Source organism: Paenibacillus sp. PAMC 26794, assembly GCF_000316035.1.
GTDB lineage: Bacteria > Bacillota > Bacilli > Paenibacillales > Paenibacillaceae > Paenibacillus.
Genome location: NZ_ANHX01000004.1, coordinates 324,962 through 341,043, shown reverse-complemented (window position 1 = coordinate 341,043; position 16,082 = coordinate 324,962). Strand labels below are relative to the sequence as shown.

The window sequence follows — 16,082 nt, the reverse complement described above, 5'->3', positions numbered from 1 at the left end:
ACTTTTGTCCTATCATAACACAGCCCTGCGGACTGGGAAAGAACAAAAAGAGGCCTGGCGTTAACCGGCAATAACCGGAACACCAAACCTCTTAATGAGCCTTTTAACAGGCCAAAGCTACCACTTAAAGGCGCTTTAGCCAAATCTCATTGACTCGTATATGCGGTGGTACTATTCCATCCAGTTGTGGTGGAAGCTGCCTTCTTTGTCCACACGTTTGAATGTGTGAGCACCGAAGTAGTCACGCTGTGCTTGCAGCAAGTTGGCTGGCAAACGCTCCGTACGGTAGCTGTCGTAATAAGACAATGCGCTGGAGAATCCAGGTACTGGAACACCTTGTTTTACAGCAGCTGCTACAACTTCACGCCATGCGCCTTGATAAGACTCAACAATGTTTTGGAAGTACGGATCCAAGAGCAGGTTTTTCAGTGCTGCGTCTTTATCATAAGCTTCCTTGATATTTTGCAGGAACTGCGAACGGATGATACATCCGCCGCGGAAGATCATGGCAATGTTGCCGTATTTCAGATCCCAGCCATACTCATCGGAAGCTGCACGCATTTGTGCAAATCCTTGTGCATAGGATACGATTTTACTTGCAAAGAGGGCTTTACGCACGTTCTCAATGAACGCTTTTTTGTCGCCAGAAAATGCTTCAGTCGCTGGTCCATTCAGGATTTTGCTAGCTGCCACACGCTCGTCTTTCATGGCAGAGAGGAAACGGGAGAATACGGATTCCGTAATCATGGACAATGGTACGCCGAGATCCAGCGCGCTTTGGCTTGTCCATTTACCTGTTCCTTTTTGTCCAGCAGCATCCAGAATGACGTCAACCATTGGTTTTCCTGTTTCTGGATCGTATTTGGAGAAGATATCTGCTGTGATTTCGATCAGGTAGCTATCCAGCTCTCCTTGATTCCATTCTGTAAAGATCGCATGCAACTCTTCAACGGAAACGTTCAATACGGATTTGAGCAAGTGGTACGCTTCACCAATCAACTGCATATCTCCGTACTCGATACCGTTATGCACCATTTTCACATAGTGTCCGGCACCATCAGGTCCAATATATGTACAACATGGATCGTCACCGACTTTGGCCGAAATCGCCGTCAGGATCGGTTCAACCAGTTTATAAGCACTTTCCTGTCCACCTGGCATGATGGAAGGGCCTTTCAGTGCGCCTTCTTCACCACCGGATACACCTGTACCGATGAAACGAATGCCTTTGTCTTCCAACTCTTTGCTGCGACGTTGCGTGTCAGGGAAGTATGCGTTCCCTCCATCAATGATGATGTCGCCCTCATCCAGGTGAGGAAGCAGTTGTTCAATGGTAGCGTCGGTCGCTTTGCCGGCTTGTACCATGATCAAAATTTTACGCGGGGATTCCAGGGATGCTACGAACTCTTCAATGGAGAATGAGCCTGTCAGGTTTTTACCTTCAGCTTCTTTCAGTAGATCATTGGTTTTCTCCGGGGAACGGTTATATACCGATACTGAGAAACCTCTGCTTTCAATGTTAAGGGCCAAATTTTTGCCCATGACAGCCAGGCCAATTACGCCGATTTGTTGTTTTGTCATCTGGTCCTCCATCCTTTGCTCCAATTAATTTTATTGAAATAAATTCTCAACAATACTCCCATTTTAACGGTTTTATGTATAGAAGTGAACCCCGTGGCACAGCTACGCAACGAGAAAACACCCCAATCTGCTGAGGTGTTCATCGTATTTTCATAAATACGGCCTTATCTTGTCATCCTTCCAACATTAACAGATGTCCAGACAACTGTTTTAAGACTTGACGGCAAGCATTTGCTTTTTCGATATTATCCATCTGCATTGCCGTGTAGAGGCGCTCCAGTTCATCGTCCACTTCCATGCGTAGCAACACGAGCCTTTCCTCGCCTTCACGCGAGAGGAACATTTCTTCCATCTCTTCCGCCGTCGGCGCAGGTTCCTTTTGAAAAATGACACGCTGTTTGAATCCGGAAACTTCCACGAGCCGAATCACTTCACCGAATAAAATGTTCTCCACGGTCATCTGCTGATCCTTGAACCGCTTCACAACCGCATGCCCGCGTGTATCTCCAATCAGTTTCTCCAGCCACTCTGCAAGCTTGGCGTCCTTGATAATATAATCCCCAGTCATCTTGTAGTTCCCCGTGCGTGTCTGTTGAAAACGGAGCTTTACCAGCTTGCGGCCGGTCCGGACTGACAGGATAAAAAAGGTTTCGTCCTCGCTCCAATATAGTGAATACCCCTCACGAATAAGGTCTCTGATCAAATTTTGGATATGCCGACGGTTGAACCGCAGCTCCAGATTGCAATATTCAACTTCATAACTCTTATTCACGGCACTCCCTCCATCTGTACCGGATTACTCCGGCCCTCGTCTTCAATCGCTTCTACTCAATCGGCTTACCCTATTTTATACTTCATTTTATGTAAGGGTACTTGGTTATTTGACTATTTTTCACCGAAAGGGCCCCAGGATTACAGCTTTCCGCAGACGCACAGGGGCAAGCCCCCGATTATCGTGATATAATGGACGCGAAAAAGGGAGTTCCACAACCTAGACGGTTGGTAGAACTCCCTTTTCTTTTGCTTATTTGGCCGGAGCGGTGCGAAACGGATTGCGGGATAACACAAAGTGCACAACGGCAAGTCCTGCCATGACGATGGCACTGCCGATGAATGGTGCCGGATGGCTCACGTGGTCCCACAGCAGTCCGGAAACAATAGGTCCTACAACCATGCCTGATCCCTGCAGTGTGAGGAAGAATCCCCAGATCGCTCCCCGCTCTCCTTTGGGAATCAGAGTGGCTACAAAAGCATTCCAGGCGGGCAAAATCATGGCATAACTGATTCCCACCAGCATGACAACACCAAACACCACCGGAATGGATGTTATGGAGGAAAACGCGAACAGACTCGCCGCCGCCATCAAAAAACCAACGTTCAGGAACGGCTTGGTGCCGAACCTGTCTACCATTTTACCAACAGGCAGCAAGGCAATGACCGTTATTCCACCACCTGCAATCAGCAACAAGCTGTATAGATTTGGTGAAATGTGCAGGTCTGTGCGTGTATATAGCGTGATTACCGGACTGAGCAGCCCGATGACAAACGACTGCATAAACAAGGCAGGATACACCAGTGGATTAACATTCAGCGTACTGCGAACCCGCTGCAGTGTGTCCTTAACACTCTTTTGCAGCCGGATGAACGGCGTGAGCAGATTCGGTTTGGCTGGATATTTCACATCTCTATTCTTCGCCGCTTGCTCGGCATGCTCTCCTTCAACAATGACACGTCCAGGAAGAATCATGGCCACCAGAATAACCAGAATGGCACAACCCATCAGCACAAGAAAAATGGTGCGATAATCATGATGCGTGCGCTCCAGCAGCCAGTTCATGCCTATAGGTCCAAGCCCCGTTCCGCCGAGAGCAGCCATCTCCAGCGCCCCCATTGCTGTACCATTCTTGTTCTGTGGGCCTGACATCGCCGTCACCCCTGTCATGGCGCAAGGCCAGAGCGGTGACGTACCAATGCCAAGAATCAGACAGGCCATGGCCAGTCCAACGGCACTTTTGAGAAAAAGGATCATAATAACAGCGATTAAGGTACAGATTAATGCTGTAACCATCGTTGCGCGGAATCCGATCCGTTCTGCTGCCCAGCCGGAAGGCGCCCGGAACAGATTATCTCCCAGATATTGAAGAGCAAATGCCACACCAATGACGCCTGCAGACAGACCCAGTATATTGTCCATATACACGGGCAAAACAGCTACCAACAGGGCTCCTTTGATAATTTCAACTAGAAAAAGTGTCAGCCACATCGCGATAAAAAATGGTGATCGCAAAATTTTGGCTGGTTTTGTATCGGTTTGCATTCTTTTTCCCCTTTCGGTGTTCATTTGCCTATTCCCTATCCTTAGTGTAACCGTGGGGAATGTGCCCAAATCTAGGCAATTTAAAAAATTGTCGATTTATACTGTTGCATTCGGTTCTTAATTTGCTATACTCATCTTTGTTTACCAATTTTATTAGGAAGGGTTGTGACAGCACTGATGAATCACCACCGTACGCCGCTGTTTACCGCTTTAAAAAATCATGCGGCACTCAATCCGGTACAGTTTCATATTCCGGGCCATAAAAAAGGATTGGGAGCGGATACCGAATTCCGTGAATTTATTGGCGATAATGCCTTCTCCATAGATTTGATTAACATCGCACCGTTGGATGATCTGCATCAGCCAACCGGTGTCATTCAGGAAGCACAGATTTTGGCAGCAGATGCCTTCGGAGCCGATTATACCTATTTTAGTGTACAAGGCACAAGCAGTGCCATTATGACCATGATTCTGTCTGTATGTTCACCGGGTGACAAAATTATTGTGCCCCGTAATGTGCATAAATCGGTTCTGTCCGCCATTATTTTCTCAGGCGCCAAACCCGTATTTGTTTCTCCTTCACAAGATGCCAATCTGGGCATTGACCATGGAGTGACTACACAGTCTATCCGTCGTGCACTTGAGCGTCATCCAGATGCCAAGGCATTGCTTGTAATTAACCCGACCTATTACGGCGTGGTTACAGATCTGAAAGAGATTGTTGAGTTGGCACACAGCTACCAAGTCCCTGTACTTGTTGATGAAGCACATGGTGTACTCATTCATTTCCATGAGGATCTGCCGTTGTCTGCGATGGCAGCAGGTGCCGATATGGCTGCAACCAGTGTTCACAAGCTTGGTGGCTCCATGACACAGAGTTCCGTACTCAACCTGAACACGAAGAATGGGTTCGTGAATCCACAGCGTGTACAGACGATCCTGAGTCTGCTCACTTCAACATCAACTTCATACATTTTGCTTGCTTCACTCGATACATCAAGACGTAACCTGGCACTCCACGGTCGTGAGATTGCACAGAAGGCGATTGAACTAGCTGAGTTTGCCAGACGTTCGATTAACGATATGGATGGCCTGTATTGCTTCGGTAGAGAGCTTCTGGGTACAGAAGCGACCTTCAACTATGATCCAACCAAAGTAACGATCCATGTTCGCCATCTGGGTATTACAGGGTATGAGACAGAGAACTGGCTGCGTGAACATTACAACATCGAGGTTGAACTTAGTGATATGTACAATATTCTGTGTCTCATTACGCCAGGAGATACGGATAACAGTGTGGATATCTTGCTGAACGCTTTGCAGGATCTCTCCCGTACCTATTATCAAGTGAACCCGGCCCATGAACTGGTAGTAAAAGTTCCGGATATTCCACAGTTGATGCTGACTCCACGTGATGCATTCTACGGTGATACCGAAGTGATTCCGTTTAAAGAATCCGCAGGACGTATTATCTCGGAATTCATCTATGTCTATCCGCCAGGAATTCCGATCCTGTTACCGGGTGAGGTTATCACCCAGGAAAACATCGACTACATCATCGATCATGTCGAAGTTGGATTGCCCGTCAAAGGACCCGAAGATCGCAGCGTAACCAACGTTAAAGTGATCGTGGAAGCCGATGCCATTTTCTAAAACAACCCCCTTGCGCTGTGCAGGGGATAAACTTAACGGACCAAGCCATACGCTTGGTCCGTTTTTATTTTATGGGACAAGCGAGTTTGCATTTTCCCGTCTATTTCGTCGTTCAAACCGGTGGTGTAAATGCTCGTATACCTCTTAATAAACAAACAAAAGGCCCCCTGAAATCAAGGAGCCTTCATGTTATGTTCCAAAAGAATGACTATTCTTGTGATGCAACGAGTTCGTTGTAAGCCGCTTCAACGCGGTTCCACTCTTCTTCGTCTTCAATATTGTAGAGCACCATTTCCTCGTCTTCTTCTTCCATACGCAGGATGATGCCGTCAGCTTCAGGATTGTTACGTTCCAGCAGGAGCGCATAAACATGCTTCTCCACGTCAAACGTCTCCACCAAAACCATCTCCACGTCTTGGCCGTTCTCGTCTGTTAATGTGAGAAGGACTTCTTCATGCTCGTGGTCGTGGTCGTGGTCGTGGTCTTGCCCGCATCCGCAGCCATCGCCGTGTTCATGTGTGTGATCGCTCATTGAAATACCTCGCTTTATAAATAGAAATTGTGTAACCTTGCATATCGTAACATGTTCAATGACCCAGGTCAATTTAACTCACAGGGTTATTTTCGCTTCAATCGTTCAGCGCTGTAATGATTTTCTCCGCTACCAGGACGTAGCTGCTGTTTGCATTTTCTTTAATATGAAAGCCAACCTGATACTTGCCGGCACGACTGAAATCGTACGTAAAATCATATGTGCGGAACCAGAAGTTATCCTTCTGGGTCGTAAGCTCCTGTGACTGGATATCCTTCACCTGACCGCTTGGATTGGTAATCGTTACTTTCACCGCAGCTACATCTGCTGTCAGACTGTCCACTTGTGAAAATACATTGAATTTCAGCTTACCTACGTTAACGTTGCCAAATACAGTGTCTCCCTTGAAGAGAAAAATATGTACATTCGGTTTGATCACCGTTACTCTCTTGTTACTGCTGTCCCATTTGACGACGCCTCCGGCTTCCCTTACAGGTACATAGGTCGTTCCATCAATGAGATAACCTCCATCAGCTGCTTCCTTGCCGTTAATGAAAACACGAATCTTCTCGTTCACCGAATCTGCAAACAATAAAGACCCGCCGAGCAAGGAGAATACCGTGACACAAAGCAATATTCGTTTCCATTTCATCCCGTCAATGTTCCCTCCCCTGCTGCTAGCTGTTGTACATTTATACTGCAGATTCATCCACAAAGTTGCGCTGTTTTTCATCATTTTTCATTTTTTATCCAGAATTTTTTCCACCCCTTGGAATGTACAAAAAGAGGCGATCCTCATTAAAGGATGCCCCTGATCTATAATTGTTATATATACGGGATTATACGAAGAGTTATGAAGTAGTATGGCGGGTCAGAATACAGGGAACGCCCTTGCCTGATGCCCCTTCAATTCTCATACGTGCAGCGTAATCCATGCCTCGCGTACACGGTGTCTTGCATCTCTCACATACATCCGAAGTGACCAACTTCATGGATACACGAATTTTGTCACTCTTTAACGCGGGAGCTTTCTTACCCTTTGCCTTTGCCATCCCGGATTCCCCATTTCCCCAAGTGCTTACTAATGTAATGCATCATATGGGGATTCGCCCGGTTGTGTGTCTATTTAAAAAACGTATTTAAATAATAAAAATATGACAAGGAGGATACCTCCGAGAATGAGCCAGTTGCTGATTTCATACCAAATGCTCTTGCCTCCGGAGAGATATTTCTGTTCATTCTCCTGATGACGCTGACGGTGGGTATCGGTCTCAGAGCCATGGGGTGGTTTGCTAAAATCCATCATAAGTACATTCCCCTTTCAGCAGTTTTATGTAAACTTAATACCATTATAACCAACAATTGAGTATGAAATTGATTTCTGCATAAAAAACCAAAAACCTCCGTTTTCTCGGAGGCTTCTTATCAACAACAAATAGTATTAATGATTACGCCAGTTCCACGTTAACATTCACATTCCCTTTAATTCCTTTGGAATATGGGCAGTAGTCATGGGCAAGTTTCACAAACTTCTGTGCTGTCTCCTCATCCAGACCAAGAATTTTAACTTCCAAATCTACTTGAAGCTTCACGCCGTTATCCTCAGAGTCCGTCACCAACATTACCGTTGCAGCTACAGTACTTCTTTCAATCTCAACTTTGTGTTTCTTCAATTGAAACTCCAGTGCGGAGTTAAAACAAGCACTATACCCTGCTGCAAATAACTGCTCCGGATTGGTAGCTGTCGTCACTTGTCCTCCGAGTTCTGGTGGTGCAGCAACATCCAACATAAACACGTTATCTGGGGATTGTACGATGCCTTGACGTCCGCCTGTATTGATGACTGTTGTTTCATATAATGTTTTCATTTGTGAAAACTCCTCTTCATCATTTAATTTTTTTTTATTGGTTATACAGAATTTCTTTTTTTGTTTTGCTAACAATTTGATTGTACACAATTTAATTGCGTTTGTAAACATTATTATTAAAATAAAAAAAAGAAGCTGCTTACCAGACGACTCCTCCGTCATTCCAATCAGTTACTCCAGATATCCACTTTCATCTGTGCACACTTGAAATACTTGGCCTCGGCCTTACTTGTAGTCAGTTTCAAAAGACATTGCAGTTCTCCATGTTGGAACAACCCACCGCTAAGGTCAGCAGCAACACCGCCATATTGATCATTCGCACCAAGCCATACGGACGGTCTCTCGAACCCAGCTGAGAACTGTAATCCGGTACAGAGCAACACAGTGAGATTCTTACGGTTCTGTGCTTCATCTCCTGCTACGCCATGTGTGGTGAAGAACACCATGTTTTGATTAAAATCCGTGTACGTTCCATCTGCTTTATAGGCACGGACCATGCCATACTTCTGATTTACGTTTTGAAAAAAGGTGATTCCGGCCTTGCTATCCTTCGATTTAATGCCAACCTGAACTGAGATCCCAATGTTTCCGTTTAATTGTAACGCTTCCAAAGTGATTGCAATTGCTGTTACTTTCGAGCTGTCAATCAGATGTTTCATTTTCAACTCTGCCGTGGCTCCTGCCGCTGTCGGTGTTGTAACGGTTATGGTCCCTCTGTCGGGCAAAGGCTCAAACGTAGGGGTGCCCACCACCTCCACCCAATCCGGTAACGTTCCGTAAAGAAAATCGGCCACAAGCTGTTTGTGGACCTTTCCAAAGGGCACGATCTGACCCGCTGCATCACGTATAACCATCTCTACACCCCCACCGAATAGGCTACACCGATATTATGATCGGTATTGTAATACACGTACACTACGCCGTCCATAACGGACACCATCAAGGATTGCATGTTAGTCGTTTCCCAATTCAATGCCGGAAAATATATATCTGTAGGTTTGTCCAGCAGTTGACGAAAGTCTGCGCTGATCTTGGCAATGGCAGGCCGAGCTACTGTCGTAACCCCACCGGAAGCATAAGCCGATAACATACCCAGCCACCACATGCTGCCTTTGTACATAAATACACCAGCATTGGGTCTCGAAATGTTTTCTCCCGCTGATAAAGTCGCATCATTACCACCCATTAATGGTCTTGGATCAGCTAACCAGCTACGTCCGTCATGAGAATACCAAATACATTTACGGCCAAAGTCACCGCCGCCCATCACCGAGAAACCAATCCATTTGCCGCCATTTCTAAAACACGAGAAGTATCCGGTATGACCATCACCTGGGAAACCGGGAGGTTTGTCCAAAATCAAACCCACTCTTGTCCAGTTAATCATGTCTACAGAGGTCGCAAGTGCCGTTGATTGATTGATCCCCAGTCCGTTTTGTTGATAATACATAAAGAACAATTGTTCTTCATCGTTCCAGATCACAAATGGCGTTTCCGTTGAATTCCCAACTACGGTATCCAGATACACCTGTCCATGTTTGGTCCATGGCCCTGTCGGGCTGTTAGAATACGCAAGTCCAATTCCCCCGATACGATTATGGTTGGTAGAATACGTGGCATAATAATTTGCTTTTGCATCAGGGATAAGCCCCTTTACCTTGATCGCCCGAAACCAATAGATCGATTGGAGACCTGCCATTGCAGCGGTATACATAGGATTGTCCATTTTTTTATCAAATTGAGGCGTGTACATCCGTCTGGATTCTGCATCGCAATAATCATAAGGCGCAACGGCCCTGTCTGCCTTCATCGCTGCATCAAGTGCTGCCTGAGCAATATTTTCAGTCATAGACATGGGAAATCAACTCCTTCGTGAGCAGGGTATTACCATGTACCGGTCGCGAATATAAAACATCCGAAGTGTCCTTTAATAGGATTGAAAAATCAACAACATTACCCTCAATCGTAGCCGGCTCTTGAGTAATACAAATGATAGGACAAATTCTAGCATTATATGAATACGCTTTCATTTTGTTCATTCCTTTATTTCCTTTACAGTTGTAATCAGCAACTGTCCCTTTCATTGGTACGCACGGATAATGTTGATCCTTCATATTAATCCCTCCTATTGTTTTCTCTCAATAAGTATATTCATGAAGTTGCCTTTGTGTTAAAGCATTATGCCCATCTTACAGCCTATTATTCTAAGTCTGGTTTTCATATAAAACATAAACAGGCTAACCAATACGAATTGGCTAACCTGTTTGAACGATGAAACTGCAAAATCAATTCCTTATTACTCCGCAAAAAGTGAAGATATGGGATTCGCAACTTTTTTATTGGATTTCTCCTTGCCTTGGTTATCCATTACATAGTACTGGTAAAAGTCGTTAGCGAATCCGATAGACTCCTGTATTTTCAGCTTAAAAGCTTCAAATGCCGCATCACTCAGATGATCCTCATTCCAGAAATAATGAAGCATCAATCGATTCTGGTTATAGGGATGTTTGATAACATATGCACCCGCGGAGAGAGGTTGATTCATGGTATTTTTCCAAGGAAAACCTGTCTGTTTCGTTCGATCAATAATGTTAAGTTTTAAAGCCTGCACAAATCCGTTTGACTTGGCATTGCCAATGACAATAAGGTTGCTGTTGCCGATCTCTTTTTTCATCTTTTGCTTCAGTTCCTTGCGATCCCTTATAATGTCGTACTTCACACCTGTCATATCAAGGAATCCGGTCAACTGATTAACCATATCTTCCTGCTGTTTAGTTGCAAGCTTACTCACCTGATCGCTGAGCACAATGGTTAATTCCTCGCCTTGAAGGACTTTGTCCATCAATCGATTCATCACTTCATAAAGCAGATTAGGGATCATGCCCATGACAGCCTGATACTGTTGTTGTAACATGTCATGTACATAGGCGGCGGTCTCTTCCTGTGATAATTGGTATTCCGGCTTTAAGACAAAATCAGGCTGATATAGGGCCATCTGCATCTCTGAACGTATTTCTTTACCAAGCACATCTTCAATGGTTTGAAGCAGCCCCTCTACCGTTGTATTTTGGTACACGTAGCGTTTGAAATATGTCCTCATCAACTCGTCAAATTTCTCTTCACCGACGGAACGGTACAGCTGATAGATCGCTTGTCGCCCCTTCTGATAATATACCAAACCTGCCAAATCCCCAGCTTCATCGTTTGTTGACGCAATCGCCATATCTACAGGCGCAGTATCAAACTGTATGGATCTGAACCCATTTAGCTTGTCTCCCTGTTTCTCGGCAAAATACACCATGGAGAAATCAGCAAAGCCTTCATCCAGGAAGGATTCTGTCTCCGAATTATTACCGATCAATGCATGGAACCACTGATGCGCTATTTCATGAACAAATGTAGTGTCTTCTTCTGGAACAGCACCATTTTGAATCTGTCCCATCTGGATGAGCCTCGCATACTCCACGGCAACGCCTTGTACATACGTCTCGACAATTCGGAACTCTGGATAGGGATACTTGCCATATTTCTCACTATAGAAATCGATGACCTTGAATGCCTGATTAATGTAGCGGTCAACTATCTTTTTCTTGGATGGATCATCGTTAAAATAGTAGTATTCCACCGTCAGACCGTTACGGGTAGCGCGTTCCACTTGAAGATTAGGACTTGCAAAGAAAACAAACTCCCTCGTATTCTCGGCTACAGCAGACACAATCTTACGTCCATGTTCTGTACTGTCTTGAGTGGTGATCGTGCCCGGCATGGCTACCTGATACTCATCAGGAACATTGAATTGAACTTCAAAGTCCGATGAGGTGTAATAATCGCTCTCAAATGTTCGACTATACGGTGCCTTGTTCCATTGATGCTTAACCTCGTCGTATACAGACATCACCGGGAACCAGTGTGCACCATTGATCATGTCTTTGTAGTAGGAAACTCGCTGTGAGCCATAGGGTATATTCAACTGAAACTCCAGTTGGAATGATACCGATTCGCCTGGTTGAACGGGCTTCTTCAACTGCATGGTCAACGCTTGGTTTTCCTTATGGAAATCCAGCGATTGGCTATCTGCGCTTACAGCCTGAATATCGATGCCACCCAGAAAGTCCTCCGCTGTCTTCTCCGGGTGATCTTCACTAATCTTTTCATTATGCTGTTGGTACATGCTCGCCTGTGTAGACTTGGAGAGGTTTGCATCAGCATATGTATGAAGGACCAGCTGCTGGAGAGTATCCTTGCTTGTGTTGTGATACGTTACCTTCTCCCTCCCCTGGATCGTCATGTCCTTCTCATTCAGCCGAGCCTGGATCTGGTATTGAATAGGCGTCTGCTCTAGAGAGTCTTTCTGTGTGTTATATATCTTCGTAGATACAGGCGCTGGGGGCGCTGGGCCTTCTTCCGCGGCAACAACCCCCATGTTGGCAAGTGGGCTTATTGCCAGTATTAAAGCCAGTGTACCCGCGATCCCTACTCTGGCTAACTTTGATGTAAATGGACTTGAATAATTCATAAGTTCTCTCCTTCTCCTGTTCTATATTGACCTGACCTCAGAACCAAGTATAGAAGACGAACCTTACGCTGAATTTATGTTTTATTTAAGTTTTGTTTAAAAAGAGGAAGAGAAACTGAAACTATCGCAAATCGCATTCATGTTTGTATGTAAAAAAGAAAAGAAGCCTTACATTGTAAGGCTTCTCATGTATGATCTGTAGTGGGCTCGAACCACTGACCCCTACCCTGTCAAGATAGTGCTCTCCCAGCTGAGCTAACAGATCATGATATATAATTGTTTCCCAATCAAGTAACAGTATCATATCAAGTAACCGTGTTCATTGTCAATGATTTATTTGGTTATAATTCACCCGAAATGGTGCACAATAAAGGAAAGATTACCATTTCTACAACGAGGTGAATTCCCTATGAGAAACATAACAAAACGGTCAAAATCCAATAAATATACATTTACCAAATGCTTCTTCCCCTTGATTGGGCTTGTGATTCTCAGTACAACCGTTACTGGTTGCAGCTTAGAGAGGGATGAACATACAGTTCAATTCCAACAATTACAACAGCCCAATGAAAATGGTGAATCTCTGCCCGTTTGGCTGGACGTATACTCCAAATCTGTAATTCAAGATGTATATTCTCCGCGAGGAAGCAGTGAAGTCTTGCCGTGAAGGTTAACAGGTGAATCACTCGTCTTCATCACACTTGCGTGAGTATGCTTTCTTCGTCACGTAATACAACAGAGTAATCATTCCCGCCGACATTAGCAATGTAATTAACATGATGCCTGTCATGCCCATCACTACCCCCTCCTCTCCCAATATGTTCCAGACTTCACTATACAGGAAAAACATTTTTTTGTATAATTCAGTCTGATATGTCGCGCAAGAGCAGAAAGAAGGAATGGAATTGGCAGCTGAGATTAGTTATGTATCAACAGAAGAACAACTGGAGCAAGCCCTGGGAATTCGCCATCACGTTTTTGTGATCGAGCAACAGGTGCCTGCCGAGATTGAGATTGATCAATATGATGTCATCAGTCCGGATGTGCATCATGTATTGTTAAGTACGGATGGCCAAGCTGTAGCCACAGGACGTCTGATCTATTACAGCAAGGATACGGCCAAGATGCAGCGGATCGCAGTGCTTGAGTCTCATCGTTCATTTGGTTATGGACGTGTGCTTCTACTCGCGATGGAGGAGCTGGCACGTGAACTCGGCTTATCCTATTCTGTACTGGATGCGCAATGTCAGGCACAGAAATTCTATGAAAAACTGGGTTATGAAGTGATTTCGGAAGAACCTTTTTATGATGCAGATATTCTGCATGTTCGTATGAGAAAGAATCTGTAAAACCTCGGCGTTGGCAGGTCTTATCAGCATATGATGCATACTTCCGAGGAAATCGGATAGACTAATCAGGTAGACAGATTCCTATCTCGTCATATAAGGAGAGTGTGACATCATGGATCAAACGACACGCGAGAGTTTCACAGCAGTACAGAAAAATGGTGACGGTGACCTGACAGCTTTTCAAACTTCAGCAGGACGTGTACTGGATTATCAGCAGGCACTTGCAGAAGTAAAGGCTGGCGCTATTGCCGGCGTGAATGTATTTAAAGGTAAAGATGGAGAAATGTACATTCGCGGCGATGCCGACGGTGACCCAACCAACAACCTGGACCAACTTCCCCATTTCTAAAATAGATGCACACGTCGTATGTGTGACACAGTAAGCGCCGATCCGGATATCCGGGTTGGCGTTTTCTTATGTTCACTAGAGGGTGTCTTCAAACCTACTGAAAGCCGAACTCAGGCCCACGAGTGGTAACGAATCTGAGGCGTCTTATTCAAGAATTTGAAGCCCCCTTAGAAATTGAAGGAATCTGAGACACGCTATATCAGAATTTTTGGCCTTTATAGCGTTTTTGTCAGGGGATTTGGGGAAATAAGGTGTCTGATGTTGCTTACAATTTAAAAAGAGGAGCGGAAGGCCAAATAAGACGTCCTGTGTTCCTTAGAAATCATCTACTCATTCGCCAGGATCAGCCAACTTGGACTCCCAGACTGTTTAGATGCTGACATCCATCAACGTATAATTTGTTAAGTTTGAAAACACATCCTAGTAGTCCGTAAAATATTTTACGGAATCCCCGGAAGGTTGGCTTTTGCGAATCGGCTGTTGTACCTGTTCCCATGCCTGCAAAATCTGTATCCCTTCGAGAGTAGAACGGTTCTCCCACGCGATGTGCCCGGTGCGTTCAAGCTCCAGCAAAGACTCATGAATGAATGCTTTGCTTCGTCCCGTCTTGTTCTCCAGTTCATCCATTCGCGGCAACCTGCGCCGTTGTCCTGCATAGTTCACCATAATACGTAAAATCTTGCGTTCAAAGTCGTTCAGCATACTTTACCTCCCCATTCAGATCGGTAACAGGACGCCATGCCAGAATACCTTGCTCCAGAAATGTTCGGGGCGAGCCTTCTTTTCCAGCTGATGCTCTAATCATCCCGCCACGTACACTGTTAATTCGAATCTGTCGCTGCGTAATCTGCCCTGCACGATCCATGTAGACAAGCTCCACCATCTGGCCAATATATTTCCCTAGCATAATCATCCCTCCAATAAGAACGTTTGTTTGTATTTCATATTATATGCGAACATAAGTTCTTTATTCAATAGTAAAAAAAGGATTTTGTAAAATAAAAAAACCAGACTTTCGCCTTAATGATTAAGGCAGTCTGGTTCAACCCAAAGTGTAGCTAATATGAAAACATGGCTTGTAATGACTAAGTTCAGCAACGGATCAGTGTCGATCCGATTCCGAGAATTGTACTTTCTTTAACTGCTGTGTAGATGGATTAAAATCAACATTCACACAGACTGCGAATTGTTTGCCGTCTTTAGCACGAACCCATAGCTTGAACTGTTCCCGTGATTGATCCGCTGTTAGAGAGGTACGACCGATATGCTTATAGTCCAAAATATCCACATTATACTTGGTCTGTGTTTCTTTGACCGCAATAATTCCCCACTTCGCATAATCAGGGATGGCGGCGCCTGTGCCTGATGTAATTCCGGCTAAACTCAGAACTACCGACATGACGGTAACGATGAGCATTCTCATTTCACTCACTCCTTGGGACAATATGTTTCTGTTATATTGCCCGTCCGGGTTTCATTTTACACGAATAAACGAAAGATCCAGGCCAGTGGCCTTAGGGAAAAAGGAACCACATGAACAAGCCGGTCAAACGAATCAGGAGGCTCGGTCCGGAAACTCATTCCCCAGTCACCCGATAAAAAGTGTTGTTGTGTCTTCTGCTCCTCAGGACGTTCCAACCCGTATTTCTTTTCAAGTAACTGCCGTGTTTCTTCATCCACCTGAACCTCATTCGTAACGACATATGCTGTGGCAGGCTCGCTGCTTATGTACATCTGAATCATTAGAAACATCACAAACCCAACTATTTGTATCCAACGCTTGTTCATCTCTTACTCCTTTATGGATTCATGACTCTCTTCTCTTGTACGTGAAGACTCGTTTGAATGTTTGATTATACATAAATTTGACCGTATTGGAAATAACAAATGGGAGAAGAGTTGAGGCATGCGTTATGC

At 44.9% G+C, this 16,082-nt stretch carries 19 protein-coding genes and 1 tRNA gene; 3 read left to right on the top strand and 17 right to left on the bottom strand.

Annotation, left to right across the window (positions count from 1 at the left end; genetic code table 11):
• Positions 1-171: 171 nt before the first annotated feature.
• The 3 genes from gndA to D829_RS0103250 all read right to left on the bottom strand — a co-directional run bounded on the left by gndA (position 172) and on the right by D829_RS0103250 (position 3,898).
• On the bottom strand, positions 172-1,581 hold the full coding sequence (gene gndA, locus D829_RS0103260; protein WP_017687405.1) for an NADP-dependent phosphogluconate dehydrogenase: 1,410 nt from the start codon (positions 1,579-1,581) through the stop codon (positions 172-174).
• Positions 1,582-1,753: 172 nt separating this feature from the next.
• The gene (locus tag D829_RS0103255; protein ID WP_017687404.1) at positions 1,754-2,353 is read right to left on the bottom strand and encodes a hypothetical protein; all 600 of its coding nucleotides are present in this window, start codon (positions 2,351-2,353) and stop codon (positions 1,754-1,756) included.
• 252 nt (positions 2,354-2,605) lie between these two features.
• A complete protein-coding gene (locus D829_RS0103250; RefSeq protein ID WP_017687403.1) occupies positions 2,606-3,898 on the bottom strand; it encodes an MFS transporter in 1,293 nt (430 codons plus the stop codon).
• 177 nt (positions 3,899-4,075) lie between these two features.
• Here D829_RS0103250 and D829_RS0103245 point away from each other — a divergent pair, with 177 nt between their 5' ends.
• On the top strand, positions 4,076-5,551 hold the full coding sequence (locus D829_RS0103245) for an aminotransferase class I/II-fold pyridoxal phosphate-dependent enzyme (RefSeq protein WP_026080977.1): 1,476 nt from the start codon (positions 4,076-4,078) through the stop codon (positions 5,549-5,551).
• A 208-nt stretch (positions 5,552-5,759) separates the two neighbouring features.
• On the opposite strand, the gene D829_RS0103235 is transcribed toward D829_RS0103245, so the two are convergent.
• The 10 genes from D829_RS0103235 to D829_RS0103195 all read right to left on the bottom strand — a co-directional run bounded on the left by D829_RS0103235 (position 5,760) and on the right by D829_RS0103195 (position 12,732).
• The gene (locus tag D829_RS0103235; protein WP_026080976.1) at positions 5,760-6,083 is read right to left on the bottom strand and encodes a DUF1292 domain-containing protein; all 324 of its coding nucleotides are present in this window, start codon (positions 6,081-6,083) and stop codon (positions 5,760-5,762) included.
• A 97-nt stretch (positions 6,084-6,180) separates the two neighbouring features.
• Complete coding sequence (locus tag D829_RS0103230; RefSeq protein ID WP_017687399.1) at positions 6,181-6,735, bottom strand: hypothetical protein; 555 nt, start codon at positions 6,733-6,735, stop codon at positions 6,181-6,183.
• Between the two features lie 199 nt (positions 6,736-6,934).
• On the bottom strand, positions 6,935-7,135 hold the full coding sequence (locus D829_RS32775; RefSeq protein ID WP_081594931.1) for a hypothetical protein: 201 nt from the start codon (positions 7,133-7,135) through the stop codon (positions 6,935-6,937).
• 74 nt (positions 7,136-7,209) lie between these two features.
• Positions 7,210-7,389: a hypothetical protein gene (locus tag D829_RS33620; RefSeq protein ID WP_017687398.1), complete on the bottom strand. Its 180-nt coding sequence runs from the start codon at positions 7,387-7,389 to the stop codon at positions 7,210-7,212.
• Positions 7,390-7,531: 142 nt separating this feature from the next.
• A complete protein-coding gene (locus D829_RS0103220) occupies positions 7,532-7,951 on the bottom strand; it encodes an organic hydroperoxide resistance protein (protein WP_017687397.1) in 420 nt (139 codons plus the stop codon).
• Positions 7,952-8,118: 167 nt separating this feature from the next.
• Positions 8,119-8,805: a hypothetical protein gene (locus tag D829_RS0103215; protein ID WP_017687396.1), complete on the bottom strand. Its 687-nt coding sequence runs from the start codon at positions 8,803-8,805 to the stop codon at positions 8,119-8,121.
• Between the two features lie 2 nt (positions 8,806-8,807).
• Complete coding sequence (locus tag D829_RS0103210) at positions 8,808-9,806, bottom strand: hypothetical protein (protein WP_017687395.1); 999 nt, start codon at positions 9,804-9,806, stop codon at positions 8,808-8,810.
• Positions 9,793-10,065, bottom strand: a complete 273-nt coding sequence (locus tag D829_RS0103205) for a hypothetical protein (protein ID WP_017687394.1) — start codon at positions 10,063-10,065, stop codon at positions 9,793-9,795. The genes D829_RS0103210 and D829_RS0103205 overlap by 14 nt, the downstream gene beginning before the upstream one ends.
• A 182-nt stretch (positions 10,066-10,247) precedes the next feature.
• Positions 10,248-12,467, bottom strand: a complete 2,220-nt coding sequence (locus tag D829_RS0103200) for a M1 family metallopeptidase (protein ID WP_017687393.1) — start codon at positions 12,465-12,467, stop codon at positions 10,248-10,250.
• Between the two features lie 192 nt (positions 12,468-12,659).
• Positions 12,660-12,732 (bottom strand) — tRNA-Val (locus tag D829_RS0103195).
• A 640-nt stretch (positions 12,733-13,372) separates the two neighbouring features.
• Between D829_RS0103195 and D829_RS0103180 the strand changes: the two genes are divergently transcribed.
• On the top strand, positions 13,373-13,816 hold the full coding sequence (locus tag D829_RS0103180; RefSeq protein WP_026080975.1) for a GNAT family N-acetyltransferase: 444 nt from the start codon (positions 13,373-13,375) through the stop codon (positions 13,814-13,816).
• A 112-nt stretch (positions 13,817-13,928) separates the two neighbouring features.
• Entirely contained in the window at positions 13,929-14,165 is a 237-nt protein-coding gene (locus D829_RS0103175) for a DUF3892 domain-containing protein (RefSeq protein WP_017687389.1), read from the top strand.
• Between the two features lie 420 nt (positions 14,166-14,585).
• Here the strand turns inward: D829_RS0103175 and D829_RS0103170 are convergent, their stop codons facing one another.
• The 4 genes from D829_RS0103170 to D829_RS0103155 form a co-directional block, all read right to left on the bottom strand.
• Positions 14,586-14,867 (bottom strand): hypothetical protein, encoded by a 282-nt coding sequence (locus D829_RS0103170; protein WP_017687388.1) that lies wholly within the window; start codon positions 14,865-14,867, stop codon positions 14,586-14,588.
• Complete coding sequence (locus D829_RS30300) at positions 14,851-15,072, bottom strand: hypothetical protein (RefSeq protein WP_017687387.1); 222 nt, start codon at positions 15,070-15,072, stop codon at positions 14,851-14,853. The genes D829_RS0103170 and D829_RS30300 overlap by 17 nt, the downstream gene beginning before the upstream one ends.
• A 195-nt stretch (positions 15,073-15,267) precedes the next feature.
• Positions 15,268-15,588, bottom strand: coding sequence for a DUF3889 domain-containing protein (locus tag D829_RS0103160; RefSeq protein WP_017687386.1), 321 nt, complete (start codon positions 15,586-15,588; stop codon positions 15,268-15,270).
• 56 nt (positions 15,589-15,644) lie between these two features.
• Positions 15,645-15,953: a hypothetical protein gene (locus tag D829_RS0103155; RefSeq protein WP_017687385.1), complete on the bottom strand. Its 309-nt coding sequence runs from the start codon at positions 15,951-15,953 to the stop codon at positions 15,645-15,647.
• Between the last annotated feature and the right edge of the window lie 129 nt (positions 15,954-16,082).

Bases quoted from the DNA above. Each gene is read 5' to 3' on its own strand.
- gndA (WP_017687405.1), bottom strand. From the start codon at position 1,581: ATGACAAAACAACAAATCGGCGTAATTGGCCTGGCTGTCATGGGCAAA.
- D829_RS0103250 (WP_017687403.1), bottom strand. From the start codon at position 3,898: ATGCAAACCGATACAAAACCAGCCAAAATTTTGCGATCACCATTTTTT.
- D829_RS0103245 (WP_026080977.1), top strand. From the start codon at position 4,076: ATGAATCACCACCGTACGCCGCTGTTTACCGCTTTAAAAAATCATGCG.
- D829_RS0103235 (WP_026080976.1), bottom strand. From the start codon at position 6,083: ATGAGCGATCACACACATGAACACGGCGATGGCTGCGGATGCGGGCAA.
- D829_RS0103230 (WP_017687399.1), bottom strand. From the start codon at position 6,735: ATGAAATGGAAACGAATATTGCTTTGTGTCACGGTATTCTCCTTGCTC.
- D829_RS32775 (WP_081594931.1), bottom strand. From the start codon at position 7,135: ATGGCAAAGGCAAAGGGTAAGAAAGCTCCCGCGTTAAAGAGTGACAAA.
- D829_RS33620 (WP_017687398.1), bottom strand. From the start codon at position 7,389: ATGATGGATTTTAGCAAACCACCCCATGGCTCTGAGACCGATACCCAC.
- D829_RS0103220 (WP_017687397.1), bottom strand. From the start codon at position 7,951: ATGAAAACATTATATGAAACAACAGTCATCAATACAGGCGGACGTCAA.
- D829_RS0103215 (WP_017687396.1), bottom strand. From the start codon at position 8,805: ATGGTTATACGTGATGCAGCGGGTCAGATCGTGCCCTTTGGAAAGGTC.
- D829_RS0103210 (WP_017687395.1), bottom strand. From the start codon at position 9,806: ATGTCTATGACTGAAAATATTGCTCAGGCAGCACTTGATGCAGCGATG.
- D829_RS0103205 (WP_017687394.1), bottom strand. From the start codon at position 10,065: ATGAAGGATCAACATTATCCGTGCGTACCAATGAAAGGGACAGTTGCT.
- D829_RS0103200 (WP_017687393.1), bottom strand. From the start codon at position 12,467: ATGAATTATTCAAGTCCATTTACATCAAAGTTAGCCAGAGTAGGGATC.
- D829_RS0103175 (WP_017687389.1), top strand. From the start codon at position 13,929: ATGGATCAAACGACACGCGAGAGTTTCACAGCAGTACAGAAAAATGGT.
- D829_RS0103170 (WP_017687388.1), bottom strand. From the start codon at position 14,867: ATGCTGAACGACTTTGAACGCAAGATTTTACGTATTATGGTGAACTAT.
- D829_RS30300 (WP_017687387.1), bottom strand. From the start codon at position 15,072: ATGCTAGGGAAATATATTGGCCAGATGGTGGAGCTTGTCTACATGGAT.
- D829_RS0103160 (WP_017687386.1), bottom strand. From the start codon at position 15,588: ATGAGAATGCTCATCGTTACCGTCATGTCGGTAGTTCTGAGTTTAGCC.
- D829_RS0103155 (WP_017687385.1), bottom strand. From the start codon at position 15,953: ATGAACAAGCGTTGGATACAAATAGTTGGGTTTGTGATGTTTCTAATG.